Origin of the sequence: Pseudoalteromonas sp. '520P1 No. 423' (assembly GCF_001269985.1) — a bacterium.
Taxonomy (GTDB): domain Bacteria; phylum Pseudomonadota; class Gammaproteobacteria; order Enterobacterales; family Alteromonadaceae; genus Pseudoalteromonas.
This window is the reverse complement of sequence record NZ_BBZB01000001.1, coordinates 2,915,712-2,931,408: the sequence shown is the minus strand read 5'-3', so window position 1 is coordinate 2,931,408 and position 15,697 is coordinate 2,915,712. Positions and strand designations below refer to the sequence as shown.

The 15,697-nt window shown below is 34.3% G+C and carries 18 protein-coding genes; 14 read left to right on the top strand and 4 right to left on the bottom strand.

All coding sequences use genetic code 11. The features are described 5' to 3' along the window. Window positions 1-107: 107 nt before the first annotated feature. A complete protein-coding gene (locus PSA_RS13365) occupies window positions 108-1,241 on the top strand; it encodes a CsgG/HfaB family protein (RefSeq protein WP_042150864.1) in 1,134 nt (377 codons plus the stop codon). Window positions 1,242-1,295: 54 nt separating this feature from the next. Here the strand turns inward: PSA_RS13365 and PSA_RS13360 are convergent, their stop codons facing one another. After that, window positions 1,296-2,462 carry an acyltransferase family protein gene (locus PSA_RS13360; RefSeq protein WP_042150862.1) on the bottom strand — a complete coding sequence of 389 codons (1,167 nt, stop codon included), beginning with the start codon at window positions 2,460-2,462 and terminating at the stop codon, window positions 1,296-1,298. 183 nt (window positions 2,463-2,645) lie between these two features. Between PSA_RS13360 and PSA_RS13355 the strand changes: the two genes are divergently transcribed. Genes PSA_RS13355 through PSA_RS26365 form a run of 3 tightly spaced genes read left to right on the top strand, consistent with a single transcriptional unit; the run spans window position 2,646 to window position 4,399 of the window. Further along, a complete protein-coding gene (locus PSA_RS13355) occupies window positions 2,646-3,788 on the top strand; it encodes a sensor histidine kinase (RefSeq protein WP_042150860.1) in 1,143 nt (380 codons plus the stop codon). Further along, on the top strand, window positions 3,785-4,231 hold the full coding sequence (locus tag PSA_RS13350; protein ID WP_231665256.1) for a response regulator transcription factor: 447 nt from the start codon (window positions 3,785-3,787) through the stop codon (window positions 4,229-4,231). The genes PSA_RS13355 and PSA_RS13350 overlap by 4 nt, the downstream gene beginning before the upstream one ends. A 3-nt stretch (window positions 4,232-4,234) precedes the next feature. Continuing rightward, window positions 4,235-4,399 carry a response regulator transcription factor gene (locus PSA_RS26365; protein ID WP_231665255.1) on the top strand — a complete coding sequence of 55 codons (165 nt, stop codon included), beginning with the start codon at window positions 4,235-4,237 and terminating at the stop codon, window positions 4,397-4,399. A gap of 45 nt (window positions 4,400-4,444) precedes the next feature. Here PSA_RS26365 and PSA_RS25295 read toward each other — a convergent pair whose 3' ends face one another. Continuing rightward, the gene (locus PSA_RS25295) at window positions 4,445-4,585 is read right to left on the bottom strand and encodes a hypothetical protein (protein WP_157575781.1); all 141 of its coding nucleotides are present in this window, start codon (window positions 4,583-4,585) and stop codon (window positions 4,445-4,447) included. A gap of 549 nt (window positions 4,586-5,134) precedes the next feature. Here PSA_RS25295 and PSA_RS24625 point away from each other — a divergent pair. The 3 genes from PSA_RS24625 to PSA_RS25290 all read left to right on the top strand — a co-directional run bounded on the left by PSA_RS24625 (window position 5,135) and on the right by PSA_RS25290 (window position 6,680). Then, window positions 5,135-5,377, top strand: coding sequence for an ATP-binding protein (locus tag PSA_RS24625; protein WP_082305729.1), 243 nt, complete (start codon window positions 5,135-5,137; stop codon window positions 5,375-5,377). Window positions 5,378-5,460: 83 nt separating this feature from the next. Continuing rightward, a complete protein-coding gene (locus tag PSA_RS13345) occupies window positions 5,461-6,330 on the top strand; it encodes a DMT family transporter (RefSeq protein WP_042150858.1) in 870 nt (289 codons plus the stop codon). A gap of 161 nt (window positions 6,331-6,491) precedes the next feature. Continuing rightward, a complete protein-coding gene (locus PSA_RS25290; protein ID WP_157575780.1) occupies window positions 6,492-6,680 on the top strand; it encodes a hypothetical protein in 189 nt (62 codons plus the stop codon). Between the two features lie 159 nt (window positions 6,681-6,839). Here the strand turns inward: PSA_RS25290 and PSA_RS13335 are convergent, their stop codons facing one another. After that, entirely contained in the window at window positions 6,840-7,019 is a 180-nt protein-coding gene (locus PSA_RS13335) for a hypothetical protein (RefSeq protein WP_052380202.1), read from the bottom strand. A 228-nt stretch (window positions 7,020-7,247) separates the two neighbouring features. Continuing rightward, the gene (locus PSA_RS13330) at window positions 7,248-7,679 is read right to left on the bottom strand and encodes a CBS domain-containing protein (protein WP_042150855.1); all 432 of its coding nucleotides are present in this window, start codon (window positions 7,677-7,679) and stop codon (window positions 7,248-7,250) included. A gap of 430 nt (window positions 7,680-8,109) precedes the next feature. Between PSA_RS13330 and nagK the strand changes: the two genes are divergently transcribed. The 7 genes from nagK to PSA_RS13295 all read left to right on the top strand — a co-directional run bounded on the left by nagK (window position 8,110) and on the right by PSA_RS13295 (window position 15,656). Further along, window positions 8,110-9,006 (top strand): N-acetylglucosamine kinase, encoded by an 897-nt coding sequence (nagK, locus tag PSA_RS13325; protein ID WP_042150852.1) that lies wholly within the window; start codon window positions 8,110-8,112, stop codon window positions 9,004-9,006. A 95-nt stretch (window positions 9,007-9,101) separates the two neighbouring features. Beyond that, on the top strand, window positions 9,102-10,232 hold the full coding sequence (gene nagA / locus PSA_RS13320) for an N-acetylglucosamine-6-phosphate deacetylase (protein ID WP_042150850.1): 1,131 nt from the start codon (window positions 9,102-9,104) through the stop codon (window positions 10,230-10,232). Between the two features lie 99 nt (window positions 10,233-10,331). Continuing rightward, window positions 10,332-11,459, top strand: a complete 1,128-nt coding sequence (gene nagX / locus PSA_RS13315; RefSeq protein WP_042150848.1) for a transmembrane glucosamine N-acetyltransferase NagX — start codon at window positions 10,332-10,334, stop codon at window positions 11,457-11,459. Window positions 11,460-11,741: 282 nt separating this feature from the next. Further along, window positions 11,742-12,539, top strand: a complete 798-nt coding sequence (nagB, locus tag PSA_RS13310) for a glucosamine-6-phosphate deaminase (protein WP_042150846.1) — start codon at window positions 11,742-11,744, stop codon at window positions 12,537-12,539. Window positions 12,540-13,029: 490 nt separating this feature from the next. Continuing rightward, window positions 13,030-13,386, top strand: a complete 357-nt coding sequence (locus PSA_RS13305) for a helix-turn-helix domain-containing protein (protein WP_042150835.1) — start codon at window positions 13,030-13,032, stop codon at window positions 13,384-13,386. Next, on the top strand, window positions 13,379-14,314 hold the full coding sequence (gene nudC, locus PSA_RS13300; RefSeq protein ID WP_042150833.1) for an NAD(+) diphosphatase: 936 nt from the start codon (window positions 13,379-13,381) through the stop codon (window positions 14,312-14,314). Before PSA_RS13305 ends, nudC begins: the two co-directional genes overlap by 8 nt. Before the next feature lie 172 nt (window positions 14,315-14,486). Next, a complete protein-coding gene (locus PSA_RS13295; RefSeq protein WP_042150831.1) occupies window positions 14,487-15,656 on the top strand; it encodes a cystathionine beta-lyase in 1,170 nt (389 codons plus the stop codon). Window positions 15,657-15,697: the final 41 nt, after the last annotated feature.

Below are 15,697 nucleotides of genomic sequence, written 5' to 3'. Positions count from 1 at the left end.
ATGAAGGAATAAGGAATTAATTTTAAATGCTTTAATATGTATTATTTGATTTATCAAATCAGTAAATACGATTCTAAGTATTTAATTATAATAAATATAGGATCAATATATTAACTCACACTCCAAAGCTGCTTATTTCAGCTTTAATCGCAGTAAACCTCTTAGCTTGTCAAACTACTTCAACAAAAGTGACATCTAATCAAAATGCAGCCAATATAAATGAGGTTGCAAAGCAAGATTACAATGGGCCTAAAGCACGTATTGCGGTTGCGCGTTTTACTGATAAATCGAATGATGCTCATTGGTGGCGTAAAGAGATTGGCGAAGGTATGGCCGATCAGCTAACAACTGCATTAGTAGGTACAAATCGGTTTATTGTTCTTGAACGCCAAGCTCTTGATGCTGTTTTATCTGAGCAAGACTTAGCTGTATCAGGTCGAGTGAGTGCAGATTCTGGGGCTGCATATGGTCAAATTGAAGGTGCAGAAATGGTTGTTGTTGCTTCAGTAACTGAATTTGATGATGATAGTTCAGGCACCAATGTTGGTGGCTCAGGTTTAATTGGTGATGTATTTAGTTCTGTTTCAGCAGGGTTTTCAAGTTCTCATATGGCAATCGATTTGCGTTTAATTGATACTCGCACTTCACGTATTTTGGCTGCTACAAGTATTGAAGGGGGCAGCAAAGACTTTGATTTTACAAGTGCTGCAACTAACTTTGGTGGTGCTTTAGTTGGCGGTAATATCAGCGGTTGGTCTAATACACCAAAAGAAAAAGCATTACGTGAAGTGATCATAAAAGCAGTGTCTTACTTAGAGACTAAAGTTCCTAAAACGTATTATCGCTACAATTCTGATAATTCTCTAGCTCAGGGTCATAAAGCACCTGCACCTTTGAAAGTAAGTACTAATACGACTAAAAAAACAGTAGCAGCACAACCAGTTAAAGTTGAAGTACCAAATAATCGCTTAACACATTATGAAAAAATGGATATTGCGATGTCGCGAATGAGCCTTATTTGCTTAGGGTATTTGAAGACGAAACCTGAATATGAAGAATTTGAAATCGCAGATCTGAAATACGATCAAAATACTGTAGTAGCATTACGAGAGTATCAAGGTGAAAATAAACTTAAAGTAACTGGTTTAGCTGATCCTGAAACAAAAAAATCACTCGGAGATACTGAATGCATTGCTAAAACCAATCGTTCAGCTTTAGAAAGCTTAGGTCGTATCTTTTAAAAATAAGAAATTACTAAAAAAACAGGCAAATTTGCCTGTTTTTTTGTTTTAAGCTTACACTGTTTGTGGTGTACGATTATGCTTTATGCCATTTAATAATTTACCAATAAAACTAAATCTTATAAATATGTGATAGCTTGCAAAACTTACGATTAATGTGATTGTTACCCCAATGATAAACTTTAAAAATATTGAGATATCAAGACTTAAGAGTGGCATTTGAATATAAAGTAAAACAGGCACATGAACTAAATAAACCCAATAGGAGGAATCAGTAATATAACGGGTGAATTTATTAGCATGATCTAAATATCTACTTGCAAATATTAAGGCTAATAAAGACCAATAAACAACAGAAATACTTTGAGCTAATACGTGCATTAAATGTTTAACGCCATATACTTTAATCGCACCATCTTGTGAGAACTTTATTACTTGTTCAATAGTTAGCGCTGGTGGCATAAGTTGCCAAAAAATAATGTAGCTGATAATTGCAGTTGCTAATAAATAGCGTGTAAAAGGAAAGAGTTGTTTTATTACAGTTTGGTTAATAAATATTCCCGCGCCGACTAAAAATAATATGCCATAAAATCCATAAGACCAAAATTGAGGTATAAATTTGTCAGGTGCAGGAAATGGTGCAAACTGACTATATAAAGCGGGTGTAATTAATAAGGGCAGAATGAACAATAAAAACCATTTGTTTGTTAAAGTTTTTAATACACTCAGCATAACCCTTCTAAAAAACATTAAAAAAGATAATAAAACACTGAAACCAAATAAATTCCATAAAAACCACAAATGCATGGTACTTGGCGGTAAATCTTTTACTTGTTCAAATAAGGTGAAAATAGGGGGTAAGGTTTCTGGAAATTGTGAACCCCATTTTAAAGCATGTAAAAATAGGCCTGCTAAAAGAGGAAAAAAAACAATGAAAGGTAATAAAACACGTTTTGTTCTGTGTTTTAAAAATGATTTAAGACCTTTATTTTCTATTAATAGATATGCAAAAAACCCCGCAATTATAAAAAATACCGGCATTCTGAATAAATGTAACCAGTGACCTAAAATATCAAAAATTGCGTTGTTATTTTGATCGGCAGTAAACCATAAGTTTGCCATAAAAGGGCTATAAGCCAAAGATGCATGGTAAATAACGCCAAGAATTAGTGCAACAGCCCTTAAATTATCCATATAGTGAAAACGTTCACGGGTTTTCATATTTTGTCCTTCTGATCTTGTTTCTAAATAAATTTGAAATTAGATTAAAGGCTTAACAATTTTCATAATAGTGTCATCACTCATAGCTTGAGGTATGACATATGTCACTGTTTTAATAATAGGATGTTTGTCATAATTACTTTTTACTATTTAAAATCAATAAAAAAGGCTGCTACCGAGTAAATGGAACATACAATAAGACATACAACAGATTGGACTTACTCGACCATTGCTTCTTGGTTAGGGGTCACAATTGCAAGCCTCTATTATGCAAATTCTAAGATGTTACTTATTGCTCAAATACCTGTGCATCTAACGATATTGGTTGTGTTGTGGTTTGTGTTAAAACGTCCAAATGATCATGTGAATTTTGTTTCAGTGAGCTATTTTTTATTAATATCTTGTTTGATTCAATTGACATCAACTACGTTAGTATTCATTCATTTAATTATGTTTACAGCAATATTTAGTGCCCATTTTAAGCCATTAAAGATGATTGTTTCTGTTATTGCTATTTTGGCTGTTTATTCGATTACAAACTTTGAAAGATGGCAAGGAGATATTCCTTGGATCACGCTTATTGTTTGGGCGTTCTTTTGCATGATGAATTGGTTTGTAAGCAGAAAAATAATTGAAAGTCTCAATGTGCATTATCAGTCACGACAAAACTATAAAGAGCTTAAAGCAACGCAAAGTATGATGAATGCAATGAGTGCAGAGCAAGAAAGATTAAATTTATCTCGAGAGTTACACGATACTTTAGGCCACAAATTAACAGCCTTAAGCATTAATCTTGATTTTGCAAAAAGAAAAGCGACACCTGAACTTGAAGAAACACTCTCTACTTGTCACAGCTTAAGTCAAGAGTTATTAGAAGAAGTAAGGTTTATAGTCTCAAATCAAAGGTCGGATCCATCATTATTAAAAACAAGTTTAGAGCAAGTATTTTTAGCGACGCCACAGCTCAAATGCCAATTGAATCTAAATGAGCAATTAAAGATGCTAAATCAGGATGATAGCTTATGCATAATACGTTTTTGCCAAGAAATGATAAGCAATACTTTAAAACATACGCAAGCTACAGAAATAACATTTGACGTATGCCTTCAATCTAAATTGATTGAAGTTGAAAGTCAGGTAATTGTCACAGCGATACATAATCAAAGTGAAGACGCTATCCCAAAACCTGGTAATGGCTTAACTGGGTTAAAAGAGCGTATGGCGTTAATTAAAGGGCAATTTAAACAAGATATAAAAGAACACAGACTGGTAAATGAAATCTCTTTTCCTATAAAAACAATGACAAATAACATGGTTATATCATGATCAAATGTTTATTAGCTGAAGATCAAACCCTTGTTCGTTTAGGCCTAAAAAACTTACTCGAATTAGATGATGAAATTGCTGAAGTTCACAGTGCTGAAAATGGTGCTGTGTGTTTAGATTTATTAGAACAACATAGCTTTGATTTAGTGCTGCTAGATATGCGCATGCCTGAAAAAACAGGTTTAGAAGTTTTACGAACGATGCAACAAGGTAAAGATACAACACCTGTATTGATTATTACCACATTTGAAGACTGTGATGTTTTAGTCAAAGCAATGAATTTGGGTGCGCGTGGTTATATTTTAAAAGATGCCCAATTAGAATGTTTAATTGACGCAATTAAAACAGTATATAAAGGACATCAAGTATTACAGCCGGCTTTGACTAATTACCTGCTATCTCACACTCAAATAAAAACTGAAAAGCTAACAGCTAAAGAATAAGAAGTGTTAAAATGTTTGTCTTTAGGTTTATCAAATAAAGCGATAGCCAAAACTTTAAATAACTCTGAAGGCACTATTCGAAATCATGTTTCTCAAGTTTTAGCTAAATTAAATGTCTCAGATAGAACACAGGCTGTAGTTAAAGCGATAAATGAATGTTTGATTTAATAATAGAAATGCCTAAAGTTTATAAAATCAACCTGTAAGCATTTCTTACGGTATGATCCGATAAATCGTAAATTTAGAGGCCATAGAATTTAATTGGCTTGCCATATTATAAACCTCAATACTCGCTGTTCTTGCTTGTTTAGTTATTTCTTTGGTTTCATCTAGTTTATCTTTAATAGCGGACATATTATCGGTTATTTCTGCTATTTCTGCTATTTCAGCGCTATTATTAGATTCTACGATTACCTATTTTACACAAGCATTAAAAATAGATATAAAACTTGGGGATCCTAGACATATAGCAAGTAACCATAGTAAATTAGCGTAAGTTAATTTGTCTTTAAATAAGCTTGAAATTGCTTATGAACATGCTAATAAAGCAGTGAAAATAGCGAATAAAACAGGCGCGCCTAGTGAAGTGAGTTGGGCACAAACTAATTTAGCAAAATAGATCAGCTCAACAACCTTATCGAAGATCTTTATCAGTCATCACAGTTTGATAAACAAGAACTTGTTTTAAATAAAGTAAATATTAACCTCGATCATCTTATATCAATGGCTTGTAATGACTCTACGGCATTAGCAGAGTCTAAAGGCATCACTATCAGTTTTAAAAAAACTAACTAAAGGTAAAATTACTTACGATATCGATGCTTAGCGGACTAATCAAGTTATTGGTAACTTAATTAAAAATAGTATTAATTACACTGATCCCGGTGGCGCCATAATAGCTTCATTAAAGCAAGCCGACGAAGTAATATATATGTATATGATACTAGCCCAAGCATAGAGTCAGATGAATTTGAAAAAGTATTTGATCGTCATTATCGTGGTGATAAAAGCATGACTCAAGATAAAACAGGTTCAGGTTTAACTATTTGCCAACAAATCATTTCCGCATATGGTGCTGAGATCAGTGTATCTAAAAGTGAACTGGGTGGCGTGAGGGTTAAAATCATTTTTCCTTTACAAACTTAATATTGAATTTTAAATTATAAAAATATGTTTTAGCTATTATCTTTTGTTTACAATAAACCAAAATAATTAAAGTCGTGTGTTTAATGCCATATCTTATTTCGGTCACTGTATTATGGGCCTTTTCGTTTAGTTTAATTGGAGTGTACTTAGCTGGGCAGGTTGATGCTTGGTTTTCAGTATTTATTAGAATTGGTTTAGCGATGTTAGTGTTTTTACCTTTTATAAAGTTATCGCATATACCTAAATCGACGGCTTTAAAACTTATGGGCATAGGCGCGATTCAATTAGGTTTGATGTATGTCTTTTATTATCAGTCATTTTTGTACTTGTCGGTGCCTGAAGTTTTATTGTTTACTGTGATGACGCCTATTTATATCACGCTGTTAAATGATGCTTTTGAACAAAAATTTCATCTGAATTTTATGCTAACAGCGCTTTTAGCTACTTCTGGGGCAATCTCTATACGTTATAACGGTATCAATGCTAACTTCATATTCGGCTTTGTGTTAGTCCAAGGCGCTAATGTATGTTTTGCCACAGGGCAAGTATGTTACAAGCGTCTGATGGCAGCGCAGGAGCATAATAAAAGCTTAGATCAAAAAGCGATATTTGGTTGGTTTTTCATAGGCGCATTTTGTGTCGCAAGTGTGTGTTATGTAATATTTGGCGATACAACAAAACTACCGACTTCAAATTTACAATGGGGAGTTTTAGCTTACTTAGGCATAGTGGCATCAGGTTTAGGATATTTTGCTTGGAATAAAGGGGCAACTTTAGTGAATGTAGGCGCTTTAGCTATTATTAATAACTTACTGATCCCAGCAGGAATTATCGTTAATTTGGTGATTTGGAATCGTGACGCTGATGTTCTTCGCTTAGTATTTGGAGGCTTGTTGATTGTTATATCATTAGTGCTCAATCAGTGGCTAGAAAAACGTAGAAAGATTGTTTGATTAGCTACTCTGTGATCTTAAATATGAGATTCCCGATAAAACACTTCGGGAATGACTGGGGTAGTTAAGTGTTAGCTAAGCTGTTACCACGATCCCAAATAAACCAACAATATTCACAGCTGTCAGATCCCGCATTTACAAAGCGTGGTCTGGGAATAATAATGGGGGTTTTATTTGCTGCAGGCAATTTCACTTTATTAAAGATAGCGTCAGTACCACGACATGGCTCTAAAAAAATATCATTAGGTTTAAAAGTTAAACTCTCCAGTAGGCTATTTACTACGAGATCTGCTGTCGGATATAGTTCTCTGGCTAAAGTTTTTCCATTGGTTGAACTTATAGTACTTTAGATGTTTCCTAAATGTCATAAGCATTGAAAAGGGCGATGGTGTAAGGTAATTAAAGACAAGGATATAGGTTTTATTGTTTTAATTAGTGGCTTTGTGTAGAGCAGCAAACTCGTTAAGGATCTTACATAAATGACGAATCACCTTTACAGCTAGGTTTAATTAAATATCATTTATTTCAAAAGGGATCCCCCACTGCTGAGATGTTTTAATATCTTTAATTTCATCACCAGAAAACTCTACAATAGCGCCATTTTGTCGATATTTTTCTGTTAGGTTAGTGGGTAAAAACTTTAAATTATTATCAGTTACTATGCCATAGAATCCTCCTTCAAATGACATAAATTTAATCGTGCCTTTATATCGGGTAATTATACTCAATATGATTTTCTCCATTTTTGTTTATCATTAATTTTATCTTGCTAGAAATATTAGAGTACCTCTATGCTAAAGTTTAAAGATAGTTTAACTTTTACAGACAAATTATCGGTGACAAATTTTATGAATAATGTAATAAAAAAGCGATGAAGAATGATTTGTTATATAGTTTCAATCGCTTGGTTACTGATATTAAACTATGCGATCATGACCGTTTTCGTAAAATGAACGCAGATGAATATCGATTGCTTTTAAAATGTCACTGCGTGTAATAATGCCTAATAAACGTTTGTTTTTGTCTACAACAGGATAGATTTTGGGTTTGTTTCCTTGTATTTGTTGTGCTAAATCAAGAATAGAATCATCCATACTGACAGTTAAAACATCCTCTTGCATCATAGTTGCTACGGTCGTATGAGGGTCACTTAAATAAGTATCTTCTAACAGTCCCGATAGGCACTCTTGTTCTGATACGAAACCGATAACATGCATATAAACATCTACTACAGGACCTCCTATTTGATGGGAACGAATTAATTTTTCAGAGGCTTCAGCAACTGTCATATCAACATTAAAGGTGACAGGGCGTTTGTTCATATAATCCGCAACTCGAATGGATTTCATTTATTTCTCCTGAGCTATTTTTATTTTATTGAAGCTAGTGTTTATATTAATAAGCGTAGTTATGTTTTAATATTTTGCACTAAATACTGTAAAATTAAACTATTACAACGAAACTGAAATTGTGATTTAAATACCTTATATTTATTGCTAATATTCCTAATTAACTATAATTTCATGTAGTGATAATTAACTTTAATATAATTAACTTTAATATAATTAACTTTAATATAATTAACTTTAATATAATTAACTTTAATATTATTAACTTATAAAGTTATATTGTTTTTTTGTAGCTTTTTTAAAAAAATTAATGACAACGCTGTCATTAATTGTGTAACATTAATTCAACATGAGTTGGGAATTAAATACTTGTTAACCGTTAAACCACAAGTAAATAAAGAGAAAAAAATAAAAGACTAAGGGTCATTTGATGATTGAGATCAGTGAAAAAGAAAATCAGTTATATATAGGAATTGACGGCGGTGGTACTAAATGTCGCGCAACTGTGTTTTCTACTAAAGATGGAGTAGTAGGTACTGGATTAGGTGGTCCTGCAAATCCACTTCATGGTCTTGAACGCACCTTAGAGTCGATTATGGTCTCAACTCAACTTGCAATGACAGATGCAGGTCTTGGCTCAAATGATGTTAAGCAAGTCGTTGCTGGATTAGGCTTAGCTGGTGTTAATCTTCCTGGTTTATATCAAAAAATAAATGAATGGCATCATCCATTTAAGGAAATGTTCCTAACAACAGATTTACATACTGCATGTATTGGCGCCCATAAAGGCGAAGACGGTGCAGTGATTATTACTGGCACTGGATCGTGCGGATTCTCTGTGGTTAACGGTCAAAGTACTATTTTAGGTGGGCATGGCTTTTCACAAGGTGATAAAGGCAGTGGCTCTTGGATGGGTTTAGAAGCCGTAAAAGCATGTTTACTTGATTTAGATGGATTAGGTCCACAAACTATGATGTCACAGTTAATGTTAAAGCATTTTGAAGTTAAAGATGCCATGAGTATAGCTGAAAAAATGGCAGGAAAACCTTCAAGTGCCTATGCACAATTAGCACGTATTGTATTTTCTTGTTCAGATAAAGGTGATTTAATTGCTTCAGTGATAGTACGCGATGGTGCGTCTTATATTAGTGATTTAGCACGTAAATTATTAGAGCAAAATCCACCGCGTTTATCTATGATAGGTGGATTAGTAGAACCTTTACATAAATGGTTAGATAAAGACATTGCCGGTATTGTAAAGCCTCCGATTCAGCCACCAGAAATGGGCGCTGTTTATTATGCACAACAATCGCTATTAAGTAATTAATTTGATACCTGGATAAGTTCGTTTATCCTTAGCTTAGTTTATATATTTAGTAATTGATTTTTTTAATATTATTTCGTAATTAAGGCAAAATAAAAATGGCACAGTTTTTTCAGGTAGAACGCGTTTTTACAGGTACCGAATTTCTTGAGAACGTGACTTTAAAAATTGAGCAAGGAAAAATTACCGAACTTGGTCATGATATCGTTGAGTCAGCACATAAATTAAATGGCTTATTAGTACCAGGTTTTATTGATGTACAAGTTAACGGGGGTGGTGGTGCATTTTTTAATGCACAACAGTCGCCAGAGTGTTTGCATAAAATAGCGTATTCACATTGTCAATTTGGTACGACTGTGGTTATGCCTACTTTAATTACGGATAGCATTGATGTAATGAATAAAGCTGCAGATGCTGTCGCTCAAGCAATTAATGACAAGGTACCTGGTGTTTTGGGTGTTCATTTTGAAGGCCCACACTTATCATTACCAAAGAAAGGTACTCACAGTGAAAAATTCATTCGTGGTATTTCTGAAGCTGAATTTGCAGTGTATGCCCGCCAAGATTTAGGCCTTAAAATGGTGACCTTAGCACCTGAAAATGTATCAATAGATGATATTAAGCGCTTAGTCGATTATGGTGTAAAAGTATGTTTAGGTCATACTAATGCTGACTTTGATACTGCTATGGCTGCACTTGAGGCTGGTGCCGATGGTTTTACACATTTGTTTAATGCAATGTCTGCTTTCACATCAAGAGAGCCTGGTGTTGTCGGTGCTGCGCTTTGGCATCAAACCAGTTGGTGTGGATTAATTGTTGATGGTCATCATGTTCATCCAGCTTCTGCAAAACTAGCAATTAGCACTAAGCCTAAAGGTAAAATCATGTTAGTGACAGATGCGATGCCACCGGTCGGTACAGATGATACCGAATTTGATTTTTTTGATGGACGTACTGTTATCCGTACAGGAGATCGACTCAACTCTTCAACAGGCGAATTAGCGGGAAGCGTATTAGATATGGCTTCTGCAGTTCGAAATACAGTGAATACATTAGATATTAGCTTAGATGAAGCACTTAGAATGGCTTCTACTTATCCGGCTGAATATCTAGGGTTAGAAAAATCTAAAGGGAAAATAGACGTTGGTTTTGATGCTGACTTTGTATTGTTGGATAATAATCAAAATGCATTAGCAACTTATGTTTTAGGTAATAATATTACTGACTAAAAAATTATTTAAGTAAGCCCTGGACAAAACTCGCTCCTACAAGCGGGTTTTTTTTTAGTTTTTAGACTTATTTAAATTTTGCAGTTAAAAGGGTAAAAAATGACAATAAATGATAAAAAAAAGCGGTTAGCTTCATTAGATGCACTGCGTGGTATGGATATGTTTTGGATTTTAGGTGGTGAAAAATTATTCGCTGCCTTATTTTTTTTAACAGGTTGGGCAGGTTGGCAAGTAGCGCATGCACAAACATTGCATAGCCAATGGCATGGGTTTACCTTTTATGATTTAATTTTCCCTTTATTTATCTTTCTTTCCGGTGTGGTAATGGGGTTATCACCAAAAAGAATCGATCATTTACCTTTATCAGAACGTTTACCTTTATATAAAAAAGCGTTTAAAAGATTACTATTATTATGTGTTTTAGGCATATTTTACAATCATGGTTGGGGCACAGGTATTCCGGCCAGTTTAGATGAAATCAGATACGCCAGTGTATTAGGGCGAATCGCTGTCGCTTGGTTTTTTGCAGTGATGTTAATTTGGCATACCTCTTTAAGATTTCAAATGCTCACAGCGTTTAGTATCTTAATTGGTTACTGGATTTGGTTAAGTTTTATTCCAGTACCAGGCGGTAGTGCAGGAGTATTAACGATGCAAGGAAGTTGGAATGCTTGGATAGACCAACACCTTTTACCAGGTATTACTTATCAAAATCGCGAGACAGATCCAGAAGGGTTATTATCTAACTTACCTGCAATCGTAAATGCTATTTTAGGTATATTTGCTGGTCGTTTAATTGCCAAAGCGCCAGACTTAGGCGAATGGAAAACTGTGGGTATTTTATTTGCTTCAGGGCTGATTTTTTTAGCACTCGGTTGGACTTGGAATCTAGTATTTCCTGTTAATAAAGATTTATGGACTAGCTCATTTGTACTCGTCACATCTGGCTGGAGTGCCATTTTATTAGCGGTATTTTATGCATTTGTGGATGTATTAAACTTTAGAAAAGCGGTTTACCCATTTGTTATAATTGGCGCAAACTCAATTATGATTTATTTAGCATCTAGTTTATTAAACTGGGAATATACAGCAAAAAGCGTCTTTGGTGGTTTATTGGTTGCGGGTTCTGAAAGTTGGCAACCTCTTTTGAGTGTATTTGCACTATTAGGTGTACAACTACTTGTTTTACATTGGATGTATAAACGAAAAATATTAGTGAGCGTTTAGAGTTAATTATACATTAGGCTGCTTTATACCAATTGTTGATATTAAAATGATCAGTTAATTAGCCCAAATAGTATAAGTAATAACAATAATTACTTAAAATAATTCACTTTTACTTTACAAGTTAAAAATTAAGAGTAATAATGACAGCGTTGTCAGTTATGGTTTAAACCTAAAATTTGTCGTATCCCGATTAGGTTTTTTGACCTATGGTTATAATATCTTGCACGGGTTGTTAGCCATAGGTCCCATTTTCTTTTTCTTCTTTTTATAAGAGTTTTTCATATGCAAATCGTTATTTTAAAAGATGCCGCTCAAGTTGCCGAATATGGTGCTAATATATTTATTGAGCAAATTAAAAATAAAGCGAACTCTGTAATTGGTTTGGCAACAGGTTCAACTCCGGTTGCACTTTATCAAGAACTTATTAAAAAAAATCATCAAAATAAAGTGTCTTTTGCTGATGTAACTAGCTTTAACTTAGATGAATATTTAGGTTTGAAAGGGGATCACCCACAAAGCTACCGTCACTTTATGGGTGAGCAATTATTTAATCATATTGATATCGATGTAAATAATACACATGTTCCTCCAGGTGATGCTAAAAATCCATTAACTGCATGTAATGACTATGAAGATAAAATTACTAAAGCAGGTGGTATTGATGTACAGCTGCTAGGTATAGGTAGAAATGCTCATATCGGTTTTAATGAGCCTTCATCAGGTTTAACATCTCGTACGCGTGTAAAAACATTAACACAAGCAACGATTGACGATAATGCACGTTTTTTTGCTGAAGACGAATATCAGCCACATCTATCTATCACTATGGGGATCGGCACTATTTTAGATTCTAAGAAAGTAGTGCTACTTGCAACAGGCGAAGGTAAAGCTGATGCAATTAAAGATATGGTCGAAGGTCCTCTTGCTGCAATTTGTCCTGCATCAGCACTACAATTACACCGTGATGCAGTGATCGTAATCGATGAAGCAGCAGCCTCAAAATTAGCAGATACAGAATTTTATAAGCATATCGAAGAAGAAAATCAAAAATTAATCGCGCACTTAGCTAATTTAAAGTAATTAATCTCTGAAAAAGGTTAATGAACAAGAATATTGCTTTAATAAATTTCACATACTTTGTTCAAAAAGACTCTTAATCGGGTCTTTTTTTGTTTAAGGTGCTACATATTGTGTAGCGTTAGTGTTATGGTCAACTTAGATGTAAAAACAATCGCTTTTTTAATGATAAGTTATGACACTGCCAATTCCAGGTTCTCCGGTTCGAGGGTCATCATTAGGAAAACTGAATTATTGCGCTTTATTTGATTTTACAATTATATAATTTTTAAGGATAAGTTATGGCACTGCCAATTCCAGGTTCTCCGGTTCGAGGGTCATCATTAGGAAAACTGAATTATTGCGCTTTATTTGATTTTACAATTATATAATTTTTAAGGATAAGTTATGGCACTGCCAATTCTAGGTTCTCCGGTTCGAGGGTCATCATTAGGAAAACTGAATTATTGCGCTTTATTTGATTTTACAATTATATAATTTTTAAGGATAAGTTATGACACTGCCAATTCCAGGTTCTCCGGTTCGAGGGTCATCAAGTGGAAAACCGATCATGGCCCTTTTTGATTTATTAGGTCGCACTTGGTGTTTAGGCATAGTGTGGCAATTAAGTTTTGGTGATACCACTTTTAGAGAATTGCAAAGACGATGTGAAGATATCTCTCCGACGTTATTAAACAATAGGTTAAAAGAGTTAATGCAACTGAATATAGTTGAGAAAAATTCACAAGGTTATGGTTTAACCATTCAGGCAAAAGAATTGGCTAACTTAATAAAACCTATGGGTGATTGGTCACAAACTTGGGCTGAAAACTATTTAAATAATAATGATGTAAGTGATGATAATGCTTAGATACTGTGAAATGAACTTAGATCGCGCATCAAATTTTAGAAAAGATAATACTTGGCTAGAAACTAAAAAAAATAACAATAGCAGATGGCTGGTCATGTTTGATGATAAAAACTTATTTTGTGACGATAAAAACGAGCCAATATTTTTATCATTTGATGAACTCTCATCTCTAAATATGGATGCACTCGAAAATGCTATTTTTTTAGGGCTAGAAGGAGAGGTATCATATTTTGCGCTAGATCTGACAAAGTCAAATGAGCAAATATTAAATAATGCGAACCAAATGGGAGAGTTTTATGATGTTCGTCAGTTTTGTCCTAATATTGAAAACCAAGTTGCTTCAATATTAATATTAGCGCGCGCTTTATGCCATTGGCATAGAACACATAAATTTTGTGGGCGATGCGGTAGCGTTAATAAATTAGTAGAAGCAGGACATAGCCGAACTTGTACTAATCTTGATTGTTCGCATCAAACATTTCCAAGAACAGATCCCGCAGTGATTATGTTAGTTGAAAAAACATTCCCAGATGGCATTGAACGCTGTTTATTGGGACGTCAATCAAGTTGGCCACAAGGTGTGTATTCAACTTTAGCCGGGTTTGTAGATCCTGGTGAAACACTTGAAAAAGCAGTGCAAAGGGAAGTGTTAGAAGAGGCGGGTATTGAAGTTGAAAATGTAGAATATATAGCCTCTCAGCCTTGGCCTTTTCCATCATCTATTATGCTAGGATTTACTTCAACGGCAGTCAGTAGCTCAATTGAAGTTGATCAAGATGAATTAGAGCAAGCAAAATGGTTTACTAGAGAAGAGCTGAAAACTTTTTCTAATTGGGGAGATGAAGATGAGGGACTTAAATTACCACGCAAAGATTCTATTTCGCGATTCTTGATTGATTATTGGATAGAAACATCAAAACAACCGTAAACGCAGATATTATGATTATATATTTATAAAGATGATGAAAATTACTCAACAGGAATATATGCCAAATTCTGTCACAATAGCGATATGAGGTTATTCAAACTTTATTGTGAAGCCTTTTAATGAAAATGCTTTAATTTCACAATAATAGATAATTTGTATGGAATAAATTAAAATGAAAAATGACACTAAAATTGTAGCCGCAGGAAGAAAAAAAGAATTTACACAAGGCGTTGTAAACCCAGTTGTTCAAAGAGCATCAACAGTGGTATTTGATTCAGTTGCAGATATGAAACATGCAGTTAAAAATCGTGCTAATGAAACTTTATTTTATGGTCGTCGCGGCACCACTACCCATTTTGCCTTTCAAGATGCTATTACACAATTAGAAAATGGCGCTGGATGTGCGTTATACCCTTGTGGTGCTGCAGCAATTACACAGGCAATTTTGTCTTTTGTAAAAACAGGCGATCATATTTTAATGGTGGATAATGCGTATGAACCAACACGTGATTTTTGCGATAAAATTTTAATTAATATGGGCGTTGAAACGACGTATTATGATCCTATGATAGGTGCAGGTATTGAAGATTTAATTCAAGACAATACCAGTATTTTATTTTTAGAGTCCCCAGGTTCTTTAACCATGGAAGTACAAGATGTACCTACATTAGCCAAAATTGCGCATCAACATAATATGATTGTCATGTTAGATAATACTTGGGGAAATGGTTTTCATTATAAACCACTTGATTTTGGCGTGGATATTTCTATCCAAGCTGCCACTAAATATATCGTTGGTCATTCAGATGTTATGATGGGCGTTGCTATCGCCAACGAAAAACATTGGGATCAGTTAAGAGAACATTCCTATTTATTAGGCCAATGTACTTCACCCGATGATGCTTACCTAGCGCTACGTGGTTTAAGAACCATGCCAGTTAGATTAAAACAACATGAAACAAGTGCGATTAAAGTAGCAAAGTGGCTAGAAAAACATCCCTTAGTAGATCATATTCGTCATCCAGCTTTTGAGTCATGTCCTGGGCATGAGTTTTTCCAACGTGATTTTTCAGGCAGTAATGGTTTGTTTTCATTTGTAATGAAAGCAGGTAATCAAAAAGCCATTACAGCGATGCTTGATGGTATGCATCATTTTAAAATGGGATTCTCATGGGGCGGATTTGAGAGTTTAATTACGGCGAGTCTTTCAATTAAACATTTACGTTCTGCCACTGGTTGGGATAAAGGTGCATTAATTCGTTTACATGTCGGTCTTGAAGATGTTGAAGATTTATTAGAAGATTTAGAAGCGGGGCTTAACAGATATCAAGCCCAACTTTAAAGAATTATTAAAAACCCCAAAATAGGCAATTTGGGGTTTTT